The sequence below is a fragment of the Actinomadura sp. NPDC048021 genome (assembly GCF_040653135.1).
Taxonomy (GTDB): Bacteria; Actinomycetota; Actinomycetes; order Streptosporangiales; family Streptosporangiaceae; genus Spirillospora; species Spirillospora verrucosospora.
Genome location: NZ_JBEZJQ010000005.1, coordinates 174,764 through 190,926, shown reverse-complemented (window position 1 = coordinate 190,926; position 16,163 = coordinate 174,764). Strand labels below are relative to the sequence as shown.

The following is a 16,163-nucleotide window of genomic DNA, read 5'->3' as shown; positions in this document are numbered from 1 at the left end:
CCCAAGCCAGGAGACCCCCCCGATGAGACTTCCCGCGTTGACCTCGGGCGGCCTTGAGCTGCGCCGCTTCCAGCGCAACCGGCTGACCCGCGTCGCGATGGCCGGGCTCGTGCTGCTTCCGCTGCTCTATGCCGGCCTCTACCTCTGGTCGTTCTGGGACCCGTACGCGCGGCTCCAGCACGTTCCGGTCGCGCTCGTCGTCCAGGACCGGCCCGCCAACGCCGGCGGCAGGACCGTCCACGCGGGGGCCGACCTGGCGGACGAGCTGAAGAAGCGCAAGGTCTTCGACTGGCGCACCGTCTCGGCGGCGAAGGCCGAGGAGGGCGTCCGGTCCGGGAAGTACTACATGTCGCTGACGATCCCCGCCGACTTCAGCGCGCGGATCGCGTCGCCGTCCGGGGACGGGACCCCCGCGCCGGCCGGGTTGCGGCTCCAGATGAACGACGCGAACAACTACGTCGTCGGGACGCTCGCCCAGGCCGCGTTCAAGGAGATCAGCGCCGCCGCCGGGAGCGAGGCGGTGCGCGGCTACCTCGACCAGATCTTCCTCTCCTTCGGCAAGCTGCACGGCGAACTCGGCAAGGCCGCCCAGGGCGCGGACGAGCTCGCGACGGGGTCCGGCCAGGCGCACGACGGCGCGGGCAAGCTCGCCGAAGGCGCGGGCAAGGCCGAGGCGGGCGCGGGGAAGCTGAAGGGCGGCATCGACGAGGCCCGCGCCGGCAGCGGCAGGCTGACCTCCGGCCTGGAGGAGCTCCGCACCGGAACCGGCCAGGTCGCCGCCGGAATGCAGCGGCTGACCGCGACCGTCGACCGCGCGGGCGACACCCTCGTGCCGCTGCTGAGGGAGAACGCCCCCGAGATCCGCCAGGCCGCGCTCGCCGTCGCCCAGGGGGCGGACGCCCTCGCCGACGGCGCCGGACGGCTTCCCGCCCAGACCGCCGCCGCCGTCCAGCACGCGGAGAAGGCGCAGGCCGAACTGGACGCCTACCTCGCCGCGCACCCGGAGGTCCCCGCAGACGTCCGCCAGGACCTCACCCGGGCGGCCGCGCAGGTCGTCACCGTCGCGAAGCAGGTGGACGGATACATCAGCGACCGCACCGGCGACCTGCGCAAGGTCGCGGCCGACGCCCGCACGGTCGAGCGGGCCGCCCGCAAGATCGCCAAGGACGCGCCTTCCCTGGCCGCCAGGGTCGAGAAGGCGCGCCGGGACGTCGACCGCCTCAACGCCGGAACCCAGCGGGTCAACGCCGGGACCGGCCGCCTGCTCTCCGGGTCGTCCCAGCTCACGGCGGGGCTCGGCACGCTCTCGGGAGGCGCGGGCGAACTCCGGGGCGGGCTGGGACGGCTGTCCGGCGGCGCCGTGACCCTGGAGACCGCCCTCGCGCAGATCTCCCACGGCAACGAGCAACTGGCGAACGGCCTCAACGAGGGCGTCTCCCAGATCCCGGACTACGGCGCCGGGGAGCGCGCCGCGCGCGACGACATGATGAGCAACCCGGTGCGGCTCGCCAGCTCCACCGAGAACGAGGTGCCGAACTACGGGACGGGGTTCGCGCCGTTCTTCGTCCCCCTCTCCCTGTGGGTCGGCGGCATGATCATCTACATGCTGCTGCGCCCGCTGAACCCCCGCGCGCTCGCGGGCACCGCGCCCGGACGCCGCGTCGCCCTCGCCGGCTGGCTGCCCGCCGCGGCGATCGGCGCGGCGCAGGCCTGCGTCGTCCTCGCCGTCCTGCACTTCGCGCTCGGCCTGCGCGCCGAGCACTGGCCCGGCCTCGTGGCGTTCCTCGCGCTCGCCTCCGCCGCGTTCCTCGCGGTGATCCAGTGGGTGAACGCCCGCTTCGGCCCGATCGGCCGGATCATCGCGCTGGCGCTCCTGATGCTCCAGCTCACCTCGGCCGCCGGCACGTACCCGATCGAGACGAGCCCGGCGTTCTTCCAGGCCGTCCGCCCGTACCTGCCGATGCCGTGGGTCGTGGACGCCGTCCGGCACCTGATCAGCGGCGGCGACCTGTCCTCGGTATGGCAGGGTTGTGCGGTGCTGGCCGCCTTCCTGGCCGGCGGGCTCGCGCTCACCGCCCTGGCCGTCCGGCACAACCGGGTCTGGACGGTGAAGCGCCTGCACCCGGCACTGAAGCTCTGATCGGAGGCAGGGGACGTGGCCCGCATCGCGACCCGGGAGAAGCTCTTCACCGCGGCGATCGAGCTGATCGCCGAGAGCGGGCTCGCCGCGACGACCGTCGACCAGATCGCCGAGCGCGCCGGGGTGGCCAAGGGCACCGTCTACTACAACTTCGACAGCAAGGCCGCGCTGTTCGCGGCGCTGCTGGAGTACGGCGTCGACCGCCTCGCCACCGCGCTCCGCGCCGCCGCGTCCGGCCGCCCCCCGCTGGAGGCGCTGGACGCCGTCGTCGCCGCGGAGCTGGCGTTCATCGGCGAGCACGAGCCCTTCGCCCGGCTCCTGATCGCCGAGACGTGGCGGGCCGGCGGCGACTGGCAGCACGCCGCCCGCCTGATCCGCGAGCGCGCCATCGGCGTCGTCGCCGACGTCCTGCGCGAAGCGGTCGCCGCCGGCGACCTGCGCTCCGACCTGGACACCGGCACGGCCGCCTCCGCCGTCTTCGGCATGGTCCTCACCGTCGCCCTGGACTGGCGCGCCCTCCAGCCCGGCCGCTCCCTGGACGACGTCCAGGCGACCCTGCTGGACCTCCTCCGAGGCCGCCTCACCCCCTGATCTTCACTGGACGAGCTGCTGGCCGCCGTCGATGTCGTAGGTCGCGCCCGTGAGCGCCGTGTTGGCCATGATGTGGACGGCCAGCGCGGCGACGTCGGCCGGGCCCACGACCCGGCCGATGGGGAGCGTCGCCCGCAGCTCGTTCCTGCGCTCGTCGAGCCGGTCCCCGAGAAGCGACGCCGACAGCGGCGTGTCGACGAAGCCCGCGGCGATGAGGTTGACCCGGACGGGCGCGAGTTCGAGGGCGAGGGTCGCGGTGAACGGCGGCAACGCGGCGGTGGCGGCGGAGATGAGCCCGAGCCCGCGGCGGACGCGACGGCCCCCGGTGCCGCCCATGAGCAGGAGCGTCCCCCCGGGGCGCATCCTCGGGGCCGCGCTGCGCGCGATCTGGAGCGCCACCACCATGTGCCCGCCGACCTCCTCGCGCACCTCGTCGGCGTCCATCTCCAGCAGCGGCTTGTAGCGGGGCCCTCCGGCCGTGATCAGCACGTGGTCGACGGGTGAGGGGAGCTCCCGGAAGAACCCCTCCACGGCGTCCCGGTCGTTGGCGTCGAACACGGCAGTGCTCCGCGCCCCGACGTCCAGCGCGGCGCGCTCCAGCCGCTCGGGGCTGCGCCCGGTGAGGACGGTCTCGGCCCCCTCGGTCCGGGCGAGCCGGGCGGTCTCCAGCCCGATCCCCGCGCTGCCGCCGACCAGGACGACCGTCTGCCCGTCCAGCTGCGTCCCCATGATCTCTCCCGGCGGGTGCTGGTCTTCGGGAGCCGCCGTGGCGGCGGCCTGAAGGCGTACGGCGTCACCATCACCCGCACCCTCAGGCCAAAACCCCTCTTTAACAGCCCTTACTGGCCTTTAGGCGGATTCTCGCCTCGCGCGCTACGGCGCGTCCGTGAGCTTGGCGGCGTCGGGCGCGTAGGCGGCCATCCAGTGCGGGTGCAGGCGGTAGTAGACGATCTCCTCGTCCCAGTCGAAGGCGTCCCCGCCGTAGAAGCCCTTGAAGTAGGCGAGCAGGTCCGGCCAGTCCGGGGCCGGTTCGGCGTCCCGCGGGTTGAGGATCTCCACCCTGCCGTGCGTGAACACGCCGAGGTCCTCCCCGCGCATGTGCGCCGCGCTGACGGCGGGCCGGGCGGCCAGATGGCGGGCCTTGGCCGCCTCGCGCGCCGTGCCGAAGTGCCACTTGCCGTGCAGGAAGTGCCCGTCCACACCGCTGATCCGCGGCTCCCCCAGGGCGGTCACCGTGGACAGCGCCAGCGTGCACATGCCGGTGAGCACCCGGCAGAGCTGCTCGGCGGTCAACGTCCTCTCCGTGTTGATGATCGACCGCAGATGCGCGGTGGAGCGGGAAAGGGAGTCGTCCAGAAGGGTCTGGAGCTCCTTGAGTTCTTCTCTGGTTTCACGCATGACGAGTCCTAGTCCGAAGGGTCCGGTCCACACTTCATCCCCCAGCACTGGCCGGTGTCCCCACCCTGCCCCCAAAACCTGACACCTTCCGTCAGGCTTTCTCCGGGTGCGGAAAGTTCGGCGGCTCCGCGCGAACTTCTCGATGCCGTCGGGACATCCGGACGGCCGCGGCCGACCGTGGGTTCGGGGAGCGGCCGGTCGGATTGATCACGTCCCGCCGCGCCAACTCGCGCCGCGTCCCCCCGCATCTCACCCCCCAGAGCGCGATCACGAGAGACCGCGCACGGAGAACGGGAGCGAGGACCCATGCGGAAGATCATGATCACCGGAATGGCGGCGGCGCTGGCGCTCGGCCTGACGGCCTGCGGCGGCGACGGCGGCTCCGCGGCGGCCTCGCCCTCCTCGCCCGCGGCCTCCGCGCCCGCGCCGAGCGAGTCCTCGACGCCGGACGGCGGGTCCACGCCTGGCGGCCCTTCGACCCCGCAGGGCCCGGGCGGCTCGGGTACCCCGGGCGGCCGGCACACCCCGCTCGCGCAGCAGGGCGGGCAGCAGGGCGGCCGGCAGGTCACCACCAAGTGGGGGCCGCTGCGCTACCTGGCGCCGGGCAAGTACACCGTCGGGAACGTCGCCTTCTTCACCGCCACCGACACCGTCGTGTACGTCGCCGGAGGCACCTGCCCCAACGGCGCGCCCACCCCGCCCGACGTCAGCAAGTGCTCCGTCGACGGACTCGACGAGTGGGTGAAGGCCGCCCCGCACAACGCCAGCGTCCGCTTCTCCGGCGCGACCGCCACCCGCATCACCGAGACGCAGTAGCGCGCGGCCGCCCAGCTTCGGAAGCCCCGCCGGCAGACCGGCGGGGTTCCCGCGCTTCCGGCGCCGGGCGGGGTCAGGGGAGTTTGCGGATCTCTTCTATGACGGACGGCATCGTCTCGTTGTTGTGGCGGATCCAGTCGAGGAGGACGGCGACCTGGTCGTCGGTGTAGGCGTCGAGGCGGTCGCGGAAGGCCCGGCCGATCGGTTCGAAGTAGCGGGCGAACTGGGCGACGTTCTCCTCGACGAGTTCGACGATCACGCGGCGGCGGTCGTCGGGGTCGCGGGTGCGGCGGACGTAGCCGGCGCGCTCCAGGCGGTCGATGACGGCGGTGATGGCGCCGCCGGTCGTGATGCCCATGAGCTGGGCGAGCTGGCCGGGCGTCTGGGGGCCGTCGAGCGTCAGCGCGTTGACGCACTGCGCGTCGGTGACGTTCATGCCCGCCTTGCTCGCGGTGGCATGGTGCAGCAGCACCGTGAACATCGTGCTGCGCTGCATCGCCATCTGCAGCTCGCCCGCCATCCGCTCGCGCTCCGGGGTCGACACGCCGAGGACCTCTCTCCCTATTTCTCTCATGTAGAGACACTCACTTCAAGAGCGACTCTCTAGGGGAGATTCTATCGACCCGACCCGGGCGGGACCAGGCAGGACGGCGACGGCATGTGGCGCAGCCGACACCGTTCAATGATCGCACCACTGCGGAGCGCGACCTACCATGGGTTTCGTTAGGACCACTAACAGAGGTCCGCTCCTGGCCCCGAATCCCACGAAGGTTCGGGGCCGCCCCCCTATCTGGCCTCCTCCGCCACCTGCTTCGCCCAGCGGTAGTCCGCCTTGCCGGCCGGGGACCGCTTCATCTCCGCGACGAACGCGTAGACGCGCGGCACCTTGTAGCCCGACAGCTTCTTGCGGCAGTGCTCGTTCAGCTCCTCGGAGGAGGGCTCCGCGCCGGAGGGCTGGACGACCGCCGCGACCCGGCTGCCCCAGCGCTCGTCCGGAATGCCCGTCACGACCGCGTCGTAGACGGCGGGGTGGCCCTTGAGGACGGCCTCGACCTCTTCCGGGAACACCTTCTCGCCGCCGGTGTTGATCGCCTGCGAGCCGCGGCCGTACACGGCGATCGAGCCGTCCTCCTCCACGGTCGCGATGTCGCCGGTGAGCAGCCAGCGCCGACCGTCCACCAGGGGGAACGTCCGGGCGGTCTTCTCCGGGTCGTTGTAGTAGCCCTGCGCGATGTGGCCCGTGCGGGCGACCTGGCCGATCACGCCGGATCCCGGCTTCACGGGCTGGAACGCGTCGTCCAGGACGGTGACGTTCTCCACGTCCGGCGCGAACCGCAGGCCCTTCTCCGGGGTGGAGCCGGCGACCGCCTCGGCCGTCGAGCCCGACTCGGTCGAGCCGAAGCGGTCCAGGATCATCGTGTTCGGCAGCAGCCTCTGGATGCGGTCGCGGACCGTCCCGGTGAAGATCGCGCCGGTGGAGACGTAGGCCAGCAGGGACGAGGTGTCGTAGTCCCCGCGCGCCAGCTCCTCGGCCATCGGGATCGCCATGGCGTCACCGGTGATCGTCAGCGAGTTGACCTTCTCCCGCTCGATCGTCCGCCACACGTCCGCCGCGTCGAACTTGCGCGTGTAGACGAGCGTCGCGCCCATGAACCAGGCGATCCAGGTGGCCATCTGGGCGGCGCCGTGCATCAGCGGCGCGACCGGCATCATGGTCATCGGGCCGCCGCCCCGGGCGTTCTCGACGACGTCCTCCGGCCTGGTCGGACGGGGAAAGGTGGGGTTCCAGAACGCGAGCAGCATCTGCTCGGTCGACCACATGACGCCCTTCGGCATCCCGGTGGTCCCGCCGGTGTAGATGATGTAGAGGTCGTCCTTGGAGCGCGCCGGGAAGTCCCGTGCGCCGGAGGCGTCCTTCAGGGCCTCGTCGTAGGCGACCGCGCCCGGGATGGACGGCTCGCCGCCCACCGCGACCAGGTGCCGCAGCCCGGGCGCCTCCGGGACGGTCGCCGCGACGCGGTCCTCGAACTCCACGTCGTACAGCAGCGCGACGCTGTCGGAGTCCTTGTACACGTAGAGGAGCTCGCTCTCCACGTACCGGTAGTTGACGTTGATGGGCACGGCCCGGATCTTCAGCGCGGCCAGCAGCGCGGCGGCGTACTCGACGCCGTTGTAGAGCTGGACGGCGACGTGCTGGCCGGGCCGGACCCCCGCGTCCGAAAGGTGGTGCGCGAGGCGGTTCGCGTGCTCGTCCAGCTCGGCGTAGGTGAGGCGCCGGTCGCCGCACACCAGCGCGAGACGGTCCCCGATCGCGTCCGCGACGCCCTCGAACAGGTCAGCGTGGTTGAACTCCATCGGACGGGCCTCCGGGAATCAGGGTTTGTCGCTGCCGACGATCCACATGGCGAAGAACTGGGCTCCGCCTCCGTAGGCGTGGCCGAGCGCGCGGCGCGCGCCGTCCACCTGGTGCTCGCCCGCCCGGCCGCGCACCTGCAGCGCCGCCTCGGCGAACCGGATCATCCCGGACGCCCCGATCGGGTTGGACGACAGCACGCCGCCGGACGGGTTCCACGGAATGTCGCCGTCCAGTGCCGTCGCGCCCGCCTCGGTGAGCTTCCAGCCCTCGCTCTCACCGCAGAACCCGAGGTTCTCCAGCCACATCGGCTCGTACCAGGAGAACGGGACGTAGACCTCGGCGCAGTCCAGCTCGCGCCGCGGGTCGGAGATCCCGGCCTGCCGGTAGACGTCCGCCGCCGCGTCCTTGCCGCCCTGCGGGCTGACGGTGTCGCGCCCGGCGAACTGCATGGGCTCCGAGCGCATCGCCGTGCCGTGCACCCACGCGGGCGGGGCCGGTGCCCGCTTCGCCGCGTCCTCCGAGGCCAGCACCATCGCGCACGCGCCGTCCGAGGACGGGCACGTCTCCAGGTAGCGGATCGGCTCCCAGAGCATGGGCGTCGACTCGACCATCTCGCGGGAGATGCCGGGGATCTTCAGGTGCGCGTACGGGTTCTTCAGCGCGTTCTGCCGGTCCTTGACCGCGACGAGCGTGCCGACGTGGTCGGGGGCGCCCGAGCGGCGCATGTAGGCGCGGATGTGCGGGGCGAAGTAGCCGCCCGCGCCCACGACCAGCGACGTCGTGAACGGCGAGTTCACCGTCAGCGCCCACGTCGCGTTCGACTCCGACTGCTTCTCCCACGCGATCGTGAGGACGCGGTCGTGGACGCCGCCCTGGATCAGCCCCGCCGCGACGATCGCCGTGGAGCCGCCGACCGACCCGGCGGTGTGCACCCGCATGATCGGCTTCCCCGCGGCGCCGAGCGCCTCGGCGAGGAACGTCTCCGGCATCATCACGCCCTCGAACAGGTCGGGGGCCTTGCCGACGACGACCGCGTCGATGTCCTTCCAGGTCAGCTGGGCGTCCTCCAGCGCCCGGCGGGCCGCCTCGCGCAGCAGCCCGGCCATCGAGACGTCCAGCCGCTTGGTCTTGTACGCCGTCTGCCCGACGCCGATGATCGCGCAACGGTTAGCCATGGTTCTCTCCCGACAGGACGCAGACGAGGTTCTGCTGGAGGCAGGGGCCGGACGAGGCGTGCCCCAGCACGCGGGACGCCGACCCGTCGTGGACGCGGGCCGCGGCCTCGCCGATCCGGATGAGGCCGGCGGCCATCATCGGGTTCGCCGACAGCGGCCCGCCGGACGGGTTGACCGCCGTGTCCTCGCCCAGGCCGAGCGCCTCCCGCAGGATCAGCTCCTCGTGCGTGTACTGCGCGTGCAGCTCGGCGACCTCGATCCCGGTCGCGCCGGCCCTCTCGCCCGCGACGCGGGCCGAGTCCGAGCGGCTCAGGTCGCGGACGCCCGGCGCGTGCGGCTCGGTGCGGTGGTCGATCCCGGTGATCCACGCGGGGCGCTCGCACAGCTCGCGGGCCCGGTCGCCCGCCGCGAGGACGATCGCGGCGGCGCCGTCGGTGACGGGCGCGACGTCGTAGGGATGCAGCGGGGCGACGTCGTAGTCGTCGCCCTCGGGGTCGGGCAGGTGCAGCGCGAACGGGTTGCCGCGCCCGGCCTCACGGGACCGCGCGGCGACGGCGCGCAGGTCGTCCTCCTTCGCGCCCGACCGCTCCATGAAGGCGCGGGCCTGGAGCGCGGCCAGGGACACCGCGTCGATGCCGAGCGGCGCCAGGTGGTACGGGTCGAGCTGCTGGGTGAGGACCGCGCGCAGGTTCCCCTGCGACGACTTGCCGAACCCGTACACGAGCGCGGTGTCGATGTCGCCGTGCTGGAGCCTCACCCACGCCTCGTACAGCGCCCAGGCGGCGTCCATCTCGACGTGGCTCTCGGAGATCGGCGGCCACGCGCCGATGGCGTCCAGCGCCGACACGAACGCGAAGGGGGCGCCGGCGAGGTAGTCGCAGGATCCGGAGCAGGTGAAGCCGAACTGCTTCTGGCCCGTCCGCTCCTTGATCTCGGTGATGACGGGGGCCAGGATCTCGATCTCGGCCATCCCCCGGTCCTCACCGCTGTGCTCGGTCTGCGCGAACGCGACCACGGCCACGGGACGAGGCATCACATGAAGTCCTTGATCTCTTCGAAGGGGACGTCGGGCTCGTCGATCGGCTCGAACCACTTGATGTTGCCCATCGTCCGCTCCCACTCCTCGCGGGGCCGCCACGCCGCCTTCACCCGCATGCCCATCCGGACCTGGTCGGCCGGGATGCCCGCCACGAGCGTCAGCATCGTCAGGCCCGCGCCGTCCAGCAGGACGTAGGCGGACACGAACGGCACCTCGGGCGCGCGCGGGTCGGGGATGTTGTTGACCGCGAAGGTGGTGACGGTGCCGGTGTCGGGCAGCTCCACCTCCTCGGTCGTGGGGACGCCGTCGCGCGGGCACAGCCCCTTCATCGGGACGATCACCGATTCGCACACCGGGCACCGGTGGCCGAGGATGCGGCCCTCGGACATGCCCTCCAGGAAGCGCCGCAGGGCCTGCCCGCCCTTCAGGCGGTACTCCAGCCGCGTCGGCGCGTTGATCATGGTGACCTCGGGCTGGAAGCACTCGATGTCGCCGATTCCGCCGGTGCGCTCGGCCCGCCACCGGGGGCGGACGCGCATCCCGGTCCTGAGGAACTTCGGCGGCTTCGCGCCCTCCTCGAAGATGCCGAGGTCGAGGGCGTGCAGGAGCGCGGTGTCGGCGCCGTCCGGGCGGATCAGCGCCCAGGCGAACGGGCGGTCGAGCGGGTGCTCCTTCGCCGGGTGCGCCACCCACGACCAGGTCGTGACCGTCCCGACCGGGCCGACCTCGACGAACTCGTCCGTCACGTCCTCGCCCGTCTGCGGGTCGTACTCCGACGGCGGGACGAGGACCCTGCCGTCCGCGGTCCGGACGCCGACCAGCCGGCCGTCGCGCAGCTCGCTGAAGAAGCGGCCGATCACCGGGCCGACCGAGCGCGTGTAGCCGCCGGGGAACTCCAGGACGTGGTTCGGCTCGGGCGGCCCGGCGTCGGCGGGCGCGTTCTCGACGGGCGCCGTGTCAGATGGCACTGTCGCGGTCCTTCCAGTACGGGTCCCTGAGCTTGCGCTTGAGGAGCTTGCCGTTGGGTTCGCGCGGCATCGCCTCGATGAAGTCGACGGACCTCGGCCACTTCATCTTGGCCAGCCGCCCCTCCAGCGACGCGAGGATCTCCTCCGCGAGCCCCGGGCCGGGCTCGACGCCCTCCGCGGGCTCCACCACGGCCTTGATCTGCTCGCCCCACTCGTCGTCCGGGATGCCGAACACGGCCACGTCCCCGACCTTGGGATGCAGGATGATCTCGTTCTCGATCTCGGCCGGGTAGATGTTCGCCCCGCCCGAAATGATCATGTCGGCCTTGCGGTCGGACAGGAACAGGAACCCGTCCTCGGTCAGGTACCCGATGTCCCCGACGGTGAAGAAGTCCTTCAGCCGGTTCTTCTCCGTCTTCTCCTTGTCGCCCTTGTACTCGAACTCGACGCCGGCCATCTTCATGTAGATCGTGCCGTGCGTCCCGGTCGGGACGGGCTCGCCGTCGTCGTCCACGATCAGCAGCTCGCTGATCGGCCAGGCGTTGCCGACGGTGCCGGGGTGGGCGCGCCAGTCGGCCGGGCTGGCGATCGTCCCGCCGCCCTCCGTCGCCGCGTAGTACTCCCAGATGCAGTCGCCCCACCAGTCGAGCATCTGCTGCTTGAGCGGCACGGGGCACGGCGCCGCCGCGTGGATCGCCCATTTCATGCTCGACACGTCGTACCGGGACCGGACGTCCTCCGGCAGCGACAGCAGCCGCTTGAAGTGCGTCGGCACCATGTGGGTGTTGCTGACGCGGTGCTCCTGGATCAGCCGCAGGGTCTCCTCGGCGTCCCACCTGTCCATGTAGACGAGCGTGTGGCCCATCTGCAGGGCCGTCCCGCCGAACTGGGTGACGGCCGTGTGGTAGTTCGGGGAGGTGACGAGGTGCGCCTGGTGCTCTCCCCCGGCCGGGCGGCCCGGAGGGATGCCGAACATGCCGAGCAGGAACGTCATCAGCTCGGCGCTGTCGTCGGGGTCGAGCCCGGCCAGCGCCCGCTTGACGCCCTTCGGCCGTCCCGTCGTCCCGGACGTGTAGTGCATCGTGGCGCCGTTGCTGCGGTCGTCCGGCAGGGTGTCGGGCTGCCCGTCGACGAGTTCCGCGATCGGCCGGAAGCCCTCGACCTCCCCGAACGCGAACCGCCGGTGCGCCTCGATCTCCTCGCCCGCCCGCGCGCCCTCGGCGGCGTACCGCTCGTGGACGAAGAACGCCTTGGCCTCGCTGTCGGCGACGATGTAGCCGATCTCCGGGCCGGTCAGATGCCAGTTGATCGGCGTGTAGTACCAGCCCGCCTGGAGCGCCGCCAGGTAGAGGACGACCCCGTCCGCGCCGTTCGGGACGAGGCCGCAGATGCCGTCGCCCTTCTCCAGTCCGAGCGCGCGCAAGCCGTGGACGAGCCGGTTCGCGCGTGCCAGCAGGTCGCCCGCGGCGTGCTGCGTCCCGTCCGGATCGATGGCGGCGACCCACTCGGGATCGGCCTGCGCCAGCCGCCAAAAGCCCAATGACCCCATCGGATCTCCCTACGTGAGCACAGAGCACACAGAGCACAGAGCACCGGCGCCCGCTGCGGACGCCCGGCAGCCAAAGTAGATCACGTTCTCGTTTTGCAGTTCAACCCCTATCGGTAGGGCAGCGGCTTAACTAGAATCTGTTCTCGTTTGACATCTGAGCTGGAGGAACCATGACGGAACGGCTGCCGATCAGCACCGAGCACTGCGTCGTCGAGCGCGACGGCCACGTCGTCATCGTCACGATGAACCGCCCGGAGGCGCGCAACGCGCTCAGCTCGTCCATGCTGGTGGGCCTCGCCGACGCCTGGACCTACATCTCCGACACCCCCGAGGTGCGCGTCGCCATCCTCACCGGGGCCGAGGGCACGTTCTGCGCCGGCGCCGACCTGAAGGCCATGGGGCAGCAGCCGTCCGACCCCCGCGTCCAGGAGCGGATGGCGCAGATCCCCAACTTCCACTGGAAGGGCCTGCTGCGCGAGGGCCAGCCGACCAAGCCGCTGATCTGCGCCATCGAGGGCTACGCCGTGGCGGGCGGCACCGAGCTGCTCGTCGGCACCGACCTGCGCGTGGTCGCCGAGGGCGCCACCCTCGGCCTGTACGAGGCGAAGCGCGGCCTGTTCCCCATGGGCGGCTCCGCGATCCGGCTCCCCCGCCAGATCGGCTACGCCAACGCGATGGACATCCTGCTGACCGCCCGCTCGGTCACCCCGCGGGAGGCCCTCGCCATGGGCCTCATCAACAAGATCGTCCCGGACGGGCAGGCGCTGGCCGCAGCCCGCGAGCTGGCCGACCAGATCGCCGCCTGCGGCCCGCTCGCCGTCCAGGGCATCCTGCGCACCTACCGCGAGACCCAGCACCTGTCCGAGGAGGACGCCCTCAAGATCTCCGACGAGATCGGCTGGCCGGTCATCGGCTCCGAGGACGCCAAGGAGGGCTCGCGCGCCTTCAAGGAGAAGCGCCCGCCCGTCTACCACGGCAAGTGACGTCCGTCCGACCGGAAATGGACTGTCCGTAAATAGGGGCCGGGTTTGCGGGGCGCCTCCCGTGGCATCGCCTGGGGCGAAGGCGAGCACGGAAGGACGAGGCCATGGCCTTGCATCTAGGACGCAAGCACGAGACGCCGGAGGAGACGTCCCCCCGTCCGCCCCGGCGGGCGCTCTGGCGGCGGACGGACGGCACGGCCGTCCAGCGCAAGCCGCCGCGCTGGCGGCGCACCAGGCCGAACCCCGTCAGCGCGATGATCATGGCGGCGGGCTGGGCGGCGGTCGCGATCCTCGCCCTCGGCATGCTGCTGACGTGGGGCGGCGCGAACCCCGGCAACACCCTGGTGGACGCCACGCTCGACGCGGGACGCTGGCTCGCCACGCCGTTCCACGACGTCTTCACGCGCAGCGACCCCGACGAGCAGCTCTACATCAACTGGGCCCTCGCGGGCGCCGTCTACTACGTCCTGGCCCGCGCACTGTCCTGGATGACCCGCTTCTGACCGGCCCCCGAACCGAGGAACCCGGCCGGCGCCAGAGGGACGGCGCCGGCCGGGTTCCTTCTATGCGGTCGTCAGCTGCTGCGCCAGTGAGCCAGGTCGGCCCACCCGGTCGCGCTGTTGCTCGTCCAACCGACCGCCCACATGGTCGTGGTGCCCGGGCGGAGGGCCAGCGCCGTCGGGTTGGCCCTCGTCCCAGTGGGCTGGGCCACGGTCTCGTCGGACCAGACGCCCGCCGCGGTGCGGTGGCGCATGGTGGTGCCGGCGGAGACCCAGATACCGCCCGCGCCGTCCGAGGCGACCTTGGTCAGGTAGGTGCCGGGGGCGCCGAGGGTGTTGCTCCACACGGTGCCGTTCCAGTGCGCCAGCAGCGAACGCGAGACCTTCTTGCCCGATTCGTCGACCACCCGCACCGACCCGACCGCCCAGACGTCGTTCGCGGAGGCGGCGTACACGTCGCTCAGGGTGGACGCGATCTCGCTGTTGACGTCCACGCCGTCGACCCGGGGGAACGGGACGTTGGTCCACGAGGTGCCGTTCCAGTGGGCCGTGGCGGGCTGCCCCTCGGCCCAGCCGACCGCCCACGCGCTGGTGGACGAGACGGCCGTGATCGCGCGGGGCTTGATCCCGATCGGGGTGTCGGCCCAGGCCGTGCCGTTCCAGTGCTTGGCCGCCGAGCTGCTGACCACCCACGTGCTGCCGGGGCCCGCGGTGGCGATGTCGCTGGGCTGGAAGCCCAGCGGGACCTTGAACGTGCTCCAGGCCGTGCCGTTCCAGCGCAGCACGGCGTGGGAGTCACCCGAGGTGTTGAGCTGGGCGGCCAGCCACAGGTTCGACGCCGACGTGGCCGCGGCGGCGTTGAAGCGGTACGGGGCGGCCGCCGCCGGCAGCGCCACGTTGCTCCAGGTGTCGCCGGTCAGGCGCTGGAGGATCGGCTTGTAGACGCCGCTCGCCTGCCGGCCGCCGGCGGCCCACATGGTGCCGTCCGGTGCCGCGGCCAGACCGCTGAGGCTGGTTCCGGTGTCGGTGTTCGGGCTGCTCTGGACGAGCGGCCACGTGGTCGCGGCGGCGCCGGCGACGGACGCCGCGCGGTGCTCGCCGGGGCGCGCCGCGACGATCCCGGCGGCGGCGACCGCCCCCAGAGCGAGGGTGGACCCCGCGAACACGGCGAGCCTTCTGCTTCTCTTCACCCGATGCCTTTCCCCGTAAAAATGATCTTGGTGCGGGCACACCGTAACAGCGGCCACCGCCGGTATCAGGGGCTTTGATGATCTTCGTACGGTCGCCGCGCGACCGGGAAAGCGCGCGGCCCCGGCCGGGGCTGGGAGGAACAGCACCGGCCGGGGCCTTCGGGGCGGTCAGCCCTCGGTGATGGCGTTCAGGCGCTCGATCGCCTCGACGTACTCCTCGATCAGGTCGTAGACGACCTGCGCGGCCGGCTTCACCTGGTTCATCGATCCGACGATCTGGCCCACCGGGAAGGTGACCAGCTCCCCGTCGCCGGACCGCTGGATCCGGGGCAGGGCGTCGGCGATCAGCATGAACTGCATGGGCATCGGGAGGTAGCCCGGCGAGTTCTCGCTCTCCCACGCCTCGGTCCACGCGGTCTTGAGGAAGCGCGCGGGCTTGCCCGTCCAGGCCCGGGACCGGACGGTGTCGCGGGACGTGGCGTTGAGCAGCTTCGGCAGGGCCCGCTCGGGGGTGTCGGCCTCGTCGACCGTCAGCCAGATCGAGCCCGTCCAGACGCCGTCCGCGCCGAGCGCCATGCCGGCGGCCATCTGGCGGCCCCGGCCGATGCCGCCCGCCGCGAGCACGATGGTGTCCTCGCCGACGGCGTCCACGACCTCGGGGATGAGGACCATGGTGGCGACGTCGCCGGTGTGCCCGCCCGCCTCGGTGCCCTGCGCGACGATGATGTCCACGCCGACCTCGACCTGCTTGAGGGCGTGCCGCGCGTTGGAGGCCAGCCCGGCGACCTTCACCCCGTGCTCGTGCGCCTGCTCGACGACGTCCGCCGGGGGCGGGCCGAGCGCGTTGGCCAGCAGCGCGATCGGGTGCTTGAGCGCCACCTCGACCTGCGGCCGCGCGGTCACGTCCGTCCAGCCGAGCAGCGCCTTGCCGGCCTGCTCGCTGGGCGGGTCGACCCCGTGCTCGGCCAGCAGGTTCTCCAGGAACTCCCGGTGCTGCCCCGGGATCATGCCCTGGAGCTTGCCGAGCAGCTCCTCGGCGTCGCCGACGTCGGCGCCCTCGTACTTGGCGGGCATCACGACGTCCACGCCGTAGGGCTTGCCCCCCACGTGCTCGTCGATCCACTTCAGCTCGAGTTCGAGCTCCTCGGGGGTGAAGTGCAGGGCGCCGAGGACGCCCATGCCGCCGGCGCGGCTCACCGCCGCGACCACGTCGCGGCAATGACTGAACGCGAAGATCGGGTACTCGATGCCGAATAGTTCGGTGACTCGTGTCCGCACAGCCTCGACCCTAGGCGCGGACCCGTAAAACTGCAACAGGTTCTAGTTAGGAATCTCATCCCGGACGCCCGCCAGCCCGCCTTCTAGAACACGTATCAACAACCTCTCTCAGCACCACGGGCCGACGCACAGGAACCCCGCAACAGCAAAGCAAAGGCAACCCAGGCCGCAGGCAACACA

15 protein-coding genes are annotated in these 16,163 nt (G+C 72.0%); 5 read left to right on the top strand and 10 right to left on the bottom strand.

Annotation, left to right across the window (positions count from 1 at the left end):
• Positions 1–22 precede the first annotated feature (22 nt).
• On the top strand, positions 23–2,140 hold the full coding sequence (locus AB0C87_RS10835) for a YhgE/Pip domain-containing protein (protein WP_360577214.1): 2,118 nt from the start codon (positions 23–25) through the stop codon (positions 2,138–2,140).
• Positions 2,141–2,155: 15 nt separating this feature from the next.
• Positions 2,156–2,731: a TetR/AcrR family transcriptional regulator gene (locus AB0C87_RS10830; protein WP_360577213.1), complete on the top strand. Its 576-nt coding sequence runs from the start codon at positions 2,156–2,158 to the stop codon at positions 2,729–2,731.
• A gap of 3 nt (positions 2,732–2,734) precedes the next feature.
• Here AB0C87_RS10830 and AB0C87_RS10825 read toward each other — a convergent pair whose 3' ends face one another.
• Both AB0C87_RS10825 and AB0C87_RS10820 read right to left on the bottom strand, forming a co-directional pair.
• The gene (locus tag AB0C87_RS10825; protein WP_345181704.1) at positions 2,735–3,460 is read right to left on the bottom strand and encodes an SDR family oxidoreductase; all 726 of its coding nucleotides are present in this window, start codon (positions 3,458–3,460) and stop codon (positions 2,735–2,737) included.
• 144 nt (positions 3,461–3,604) lie between these two features.
• Positions 3,605–4,129: a pyridoxamine 5'-phosphate oxidase family protein gene (locus tag AB0C87_RS10820; protein ID WP_345181707.1), complete on the bottom strand. Its 525-nt coding sequence runs from the start codon at positions 4,127–4,129 to the stop codon at positions 3,605–3,607.
• A gap of 306 nt (positions 4,130–4,435) precedes the next feature.
• On the opposite strand from AB0C87_RS10820, the gene AB0C87_RS10815 reads away from it, so the two are divergent.
• Complete coding sequence (locus AB0C87_RS10815; protein WP_353833472.1) at positions 4,436–4,945, top strand: hypothetical protein; 510 nt, start codon at positions 4,436–4,438, stop codon at positions 4,943–4,945.
• 73 nt (positions 4,946–5,018) lie between these two features.
• Here the strand turns inward: AB0C87_RS10815 and AB0C87_RS10810 are convergent, their stop codons facing one another.
• The 6 genes from AB0C87_RS10810 to AB0C87_RS10785 all read right to left on the bottom strand — a co-directional run bounded on the left by AB0C87_RS10810 (position 5,019) and on the right by AB0C87_RS10785 (position 12,032).
• Positions 5,019–5,489, bottom strand: a complete 471-nt coding sequence (locus AB0C87_RS10810) for a MarR family transcriptional regulator (protein WP_345181711.1) — start codon at positions 5,487–5,489, stop codon at positions 5,019–5,021.
• Positions 5,490–5,731: 242 nt separating this feature from the next.
• Entirely contained in the window at positions 5,732–7,300 is a 1,569-nt protein-coding gene (locus tag AB0C87_RS10805) for an acyl-CoA synthetase (protein WP_360577212.1), read from the bottom strand.
• Between the two features lie 18 nt (positions 7,301–7,318).
• The gene (locus AB0C87_RS10800) at positions 7,319–8,476 is read right to left on the bottom strand and encodes a thiolase domain-containing protein (RefSeq protein ID WP_345181716.1); all 1,158 of its coding nucleotides are present in this window, start codon (positions 8,474–8,476) and stop codon (positions 7,319–7,321) included.
• The gene (locus AB0C87_RS10795; RefSeq protein WP_360577211.1) at positions 8,469–9,509 is read right to left on the bottom strand and encodes a thiolase domain-containing protein; all 1,041 of its coding nucleotides are present in this window, start codon (positions 9,507–9,509) and stop codon (positions 8,469–8,471) included. Before AB0C87_RS10795 ends, AB0C87_RS10800 begins: the two co-directional genes overlap by 8 nt.
• Complete coding sequence (locus AB0C87_RS10790) at positions 9,509–10,483, bottom strand: OB-fold domain-containing protein (RefSeq protein ID WP_345181720.1); 975 nt, start codon at positions 10,481–10,483, stop codon at positions 9,509–9,511. Before AB0C87_RS10790 ends, AB0C87_RS10795 begins: the two co-directional genes overlap by 1 nt.
• Entirely contained in the window at positions 10,473–12,032 is a 1,560-nt protein-coding gene (locus AB0C87_RS10785) for an acyl-CoA synthetase (RefSeq protein ID WP_345181723.1), read from the bottom strand. Before AB0C87_RS10785 ends, AB0C87_RS10790 begins: the two co-directional genes overlap by 11 nt.
• 170 nt (positions 12,033–12,202) lie before the next feature.
• Here AB0C87_RS10785 and AB0C87_RS10780 point away from each other — a divergent pair, with 170 nt between their 5' ends.
• The gene (locus AB0C87_RS10780; RefSeq protein WP_360577210.1) at positions 12,203–13,015 is read left to right on the top strand and encodes a crotonase/enoyl-CoA hydratase family protein; all 813 of its coding nucleotides are present in this window, start codon (positions 12,203–12,205) and stop codon (positions 13,013–13,015) included.
• A gap of 104 nt (positions 13,016–13,119) precedes the next feature.
• Positions 13,120–13,518: a hypothetical protein gene (locus AB0C87_RS10775; RefSeq protein WP_345181726.1), complete on the top strand. Its 399-nt coding sequence runs from the start codon at positions 13,120–13,122 to the stop codon at positions 13,516–13,518.
• 71 nt (positions 13,519–13,589) lie between these two features.
• Here the strand turns inward: AB0C87_RS10775 and AB0C87_RS10770 are convergent, their stop codons facing one another.
• Together AB0C87_RS10770 and AB0C87_RS10765 are read right to left on the bottom strand one after the other, a co-directional pair.
• Positions 13,590–14,705: a hypothetical protein gene (locus AB0C87_RS10770; RefSeq protein ID WP_360577209.1), complete on the bottom strand. Its 1,116-nt coding sequence runs from the start codon at positions 14,703–14,705 to the stop codon at positions 13,590–13,592.
• A gap of 168 nt (positions 14,706–14,873) precedes the next feature.
• Entirely contained in the window at positions 14,874–15,983 is a 1,110-nt protein-coding gene (locus AB0C87_RS10765) for a nitronate monooxygenase family protein (protein WP_360577208.1), read from the bottom strand.
• Positions 15,984–16,163: the final 180 nt, after the last annotated feature.

What these genes read in the sequence shown, in the direction of transcription:
- AB0C87_RS10835 (WP_360577214.1), top strand. Translation starts at nt 23, where the DNA reads ATGAGACTTCCCGCGTTGACCTCGGGCGGCCTTGAGCTGCGCCGCTTC.
- AB0C87_RS10825 (WP_345181704.1), bottom strand. Translation starts at nt 3,460, where the DNA reads ATGGGGACGCAGCTGGACGGGCAGACGGTCGTCCTGGTCGGCGGCAGC.
- AB0C87_RS10820 (WP_345181707.1), bottom strand. Translation starts at nt 4,129, where the DNA reads ATGCGTGAAACCAGAGAAGAACTCAAGGAGCTCCAGACCCTTCTGGAC.
- AB0C87_RS10815 (WP_353833472.1), top strand. Translation starts at nt 4,436, where the DNA reads ATGCGGAAGATCATGATCACCGGAATGGCGGCGGCGCTGGCGCTCGGC.
- AB0C87_RS10805 (WP_360577212.1), bottom strand. Translation starts at nt 7,300, where the DNA reads ATGGAGTTCAACCACGCTGACCTGTTCGAGGGCGTCGCGGACGCGATC.
- AB0C87_RS10800 (WP_345181716.1), bottom strand. Translation starts at nt 8,476, where the DNA reads ATGGCTAACCGTTGCGCGATCATCGGCGTCGGGCAGACGGCGTACAAG.
- AB0C87_RS10795 (WP_360577211.1), bottom strand. Translation starts at nt 9,509, where the DNA reads ATGCCTCGTCCCGTGGCCGTGGTCGCGTTCGCGCAGACCGAGCACAGC.
- AB0C87_RS10785 (WP_345181723.1), bottom strand. Translation starts at nt 12,032, where the DNA reads ATGGGGTCATTGGGCTTTTGGCGGCTGGCGCAGGCCGATCCCGAGTGG.
- AB0C87_RS10780 (WP_360577210.1), top strand. Translation starts at nt 12,203, where the DNA reads ATGACGGAACGGCTGCCGATCAGCACCGAGCACTGCGTCGTCGAGCGC.
- AB0C87_RS10775 (WP_345181726.1), top strand. Translation starts at nt 13,120, where the DNA reads ATGGCCTTGCATCTAGGACGCAAGCACGAGACGCCGGAGGAGACGTCC.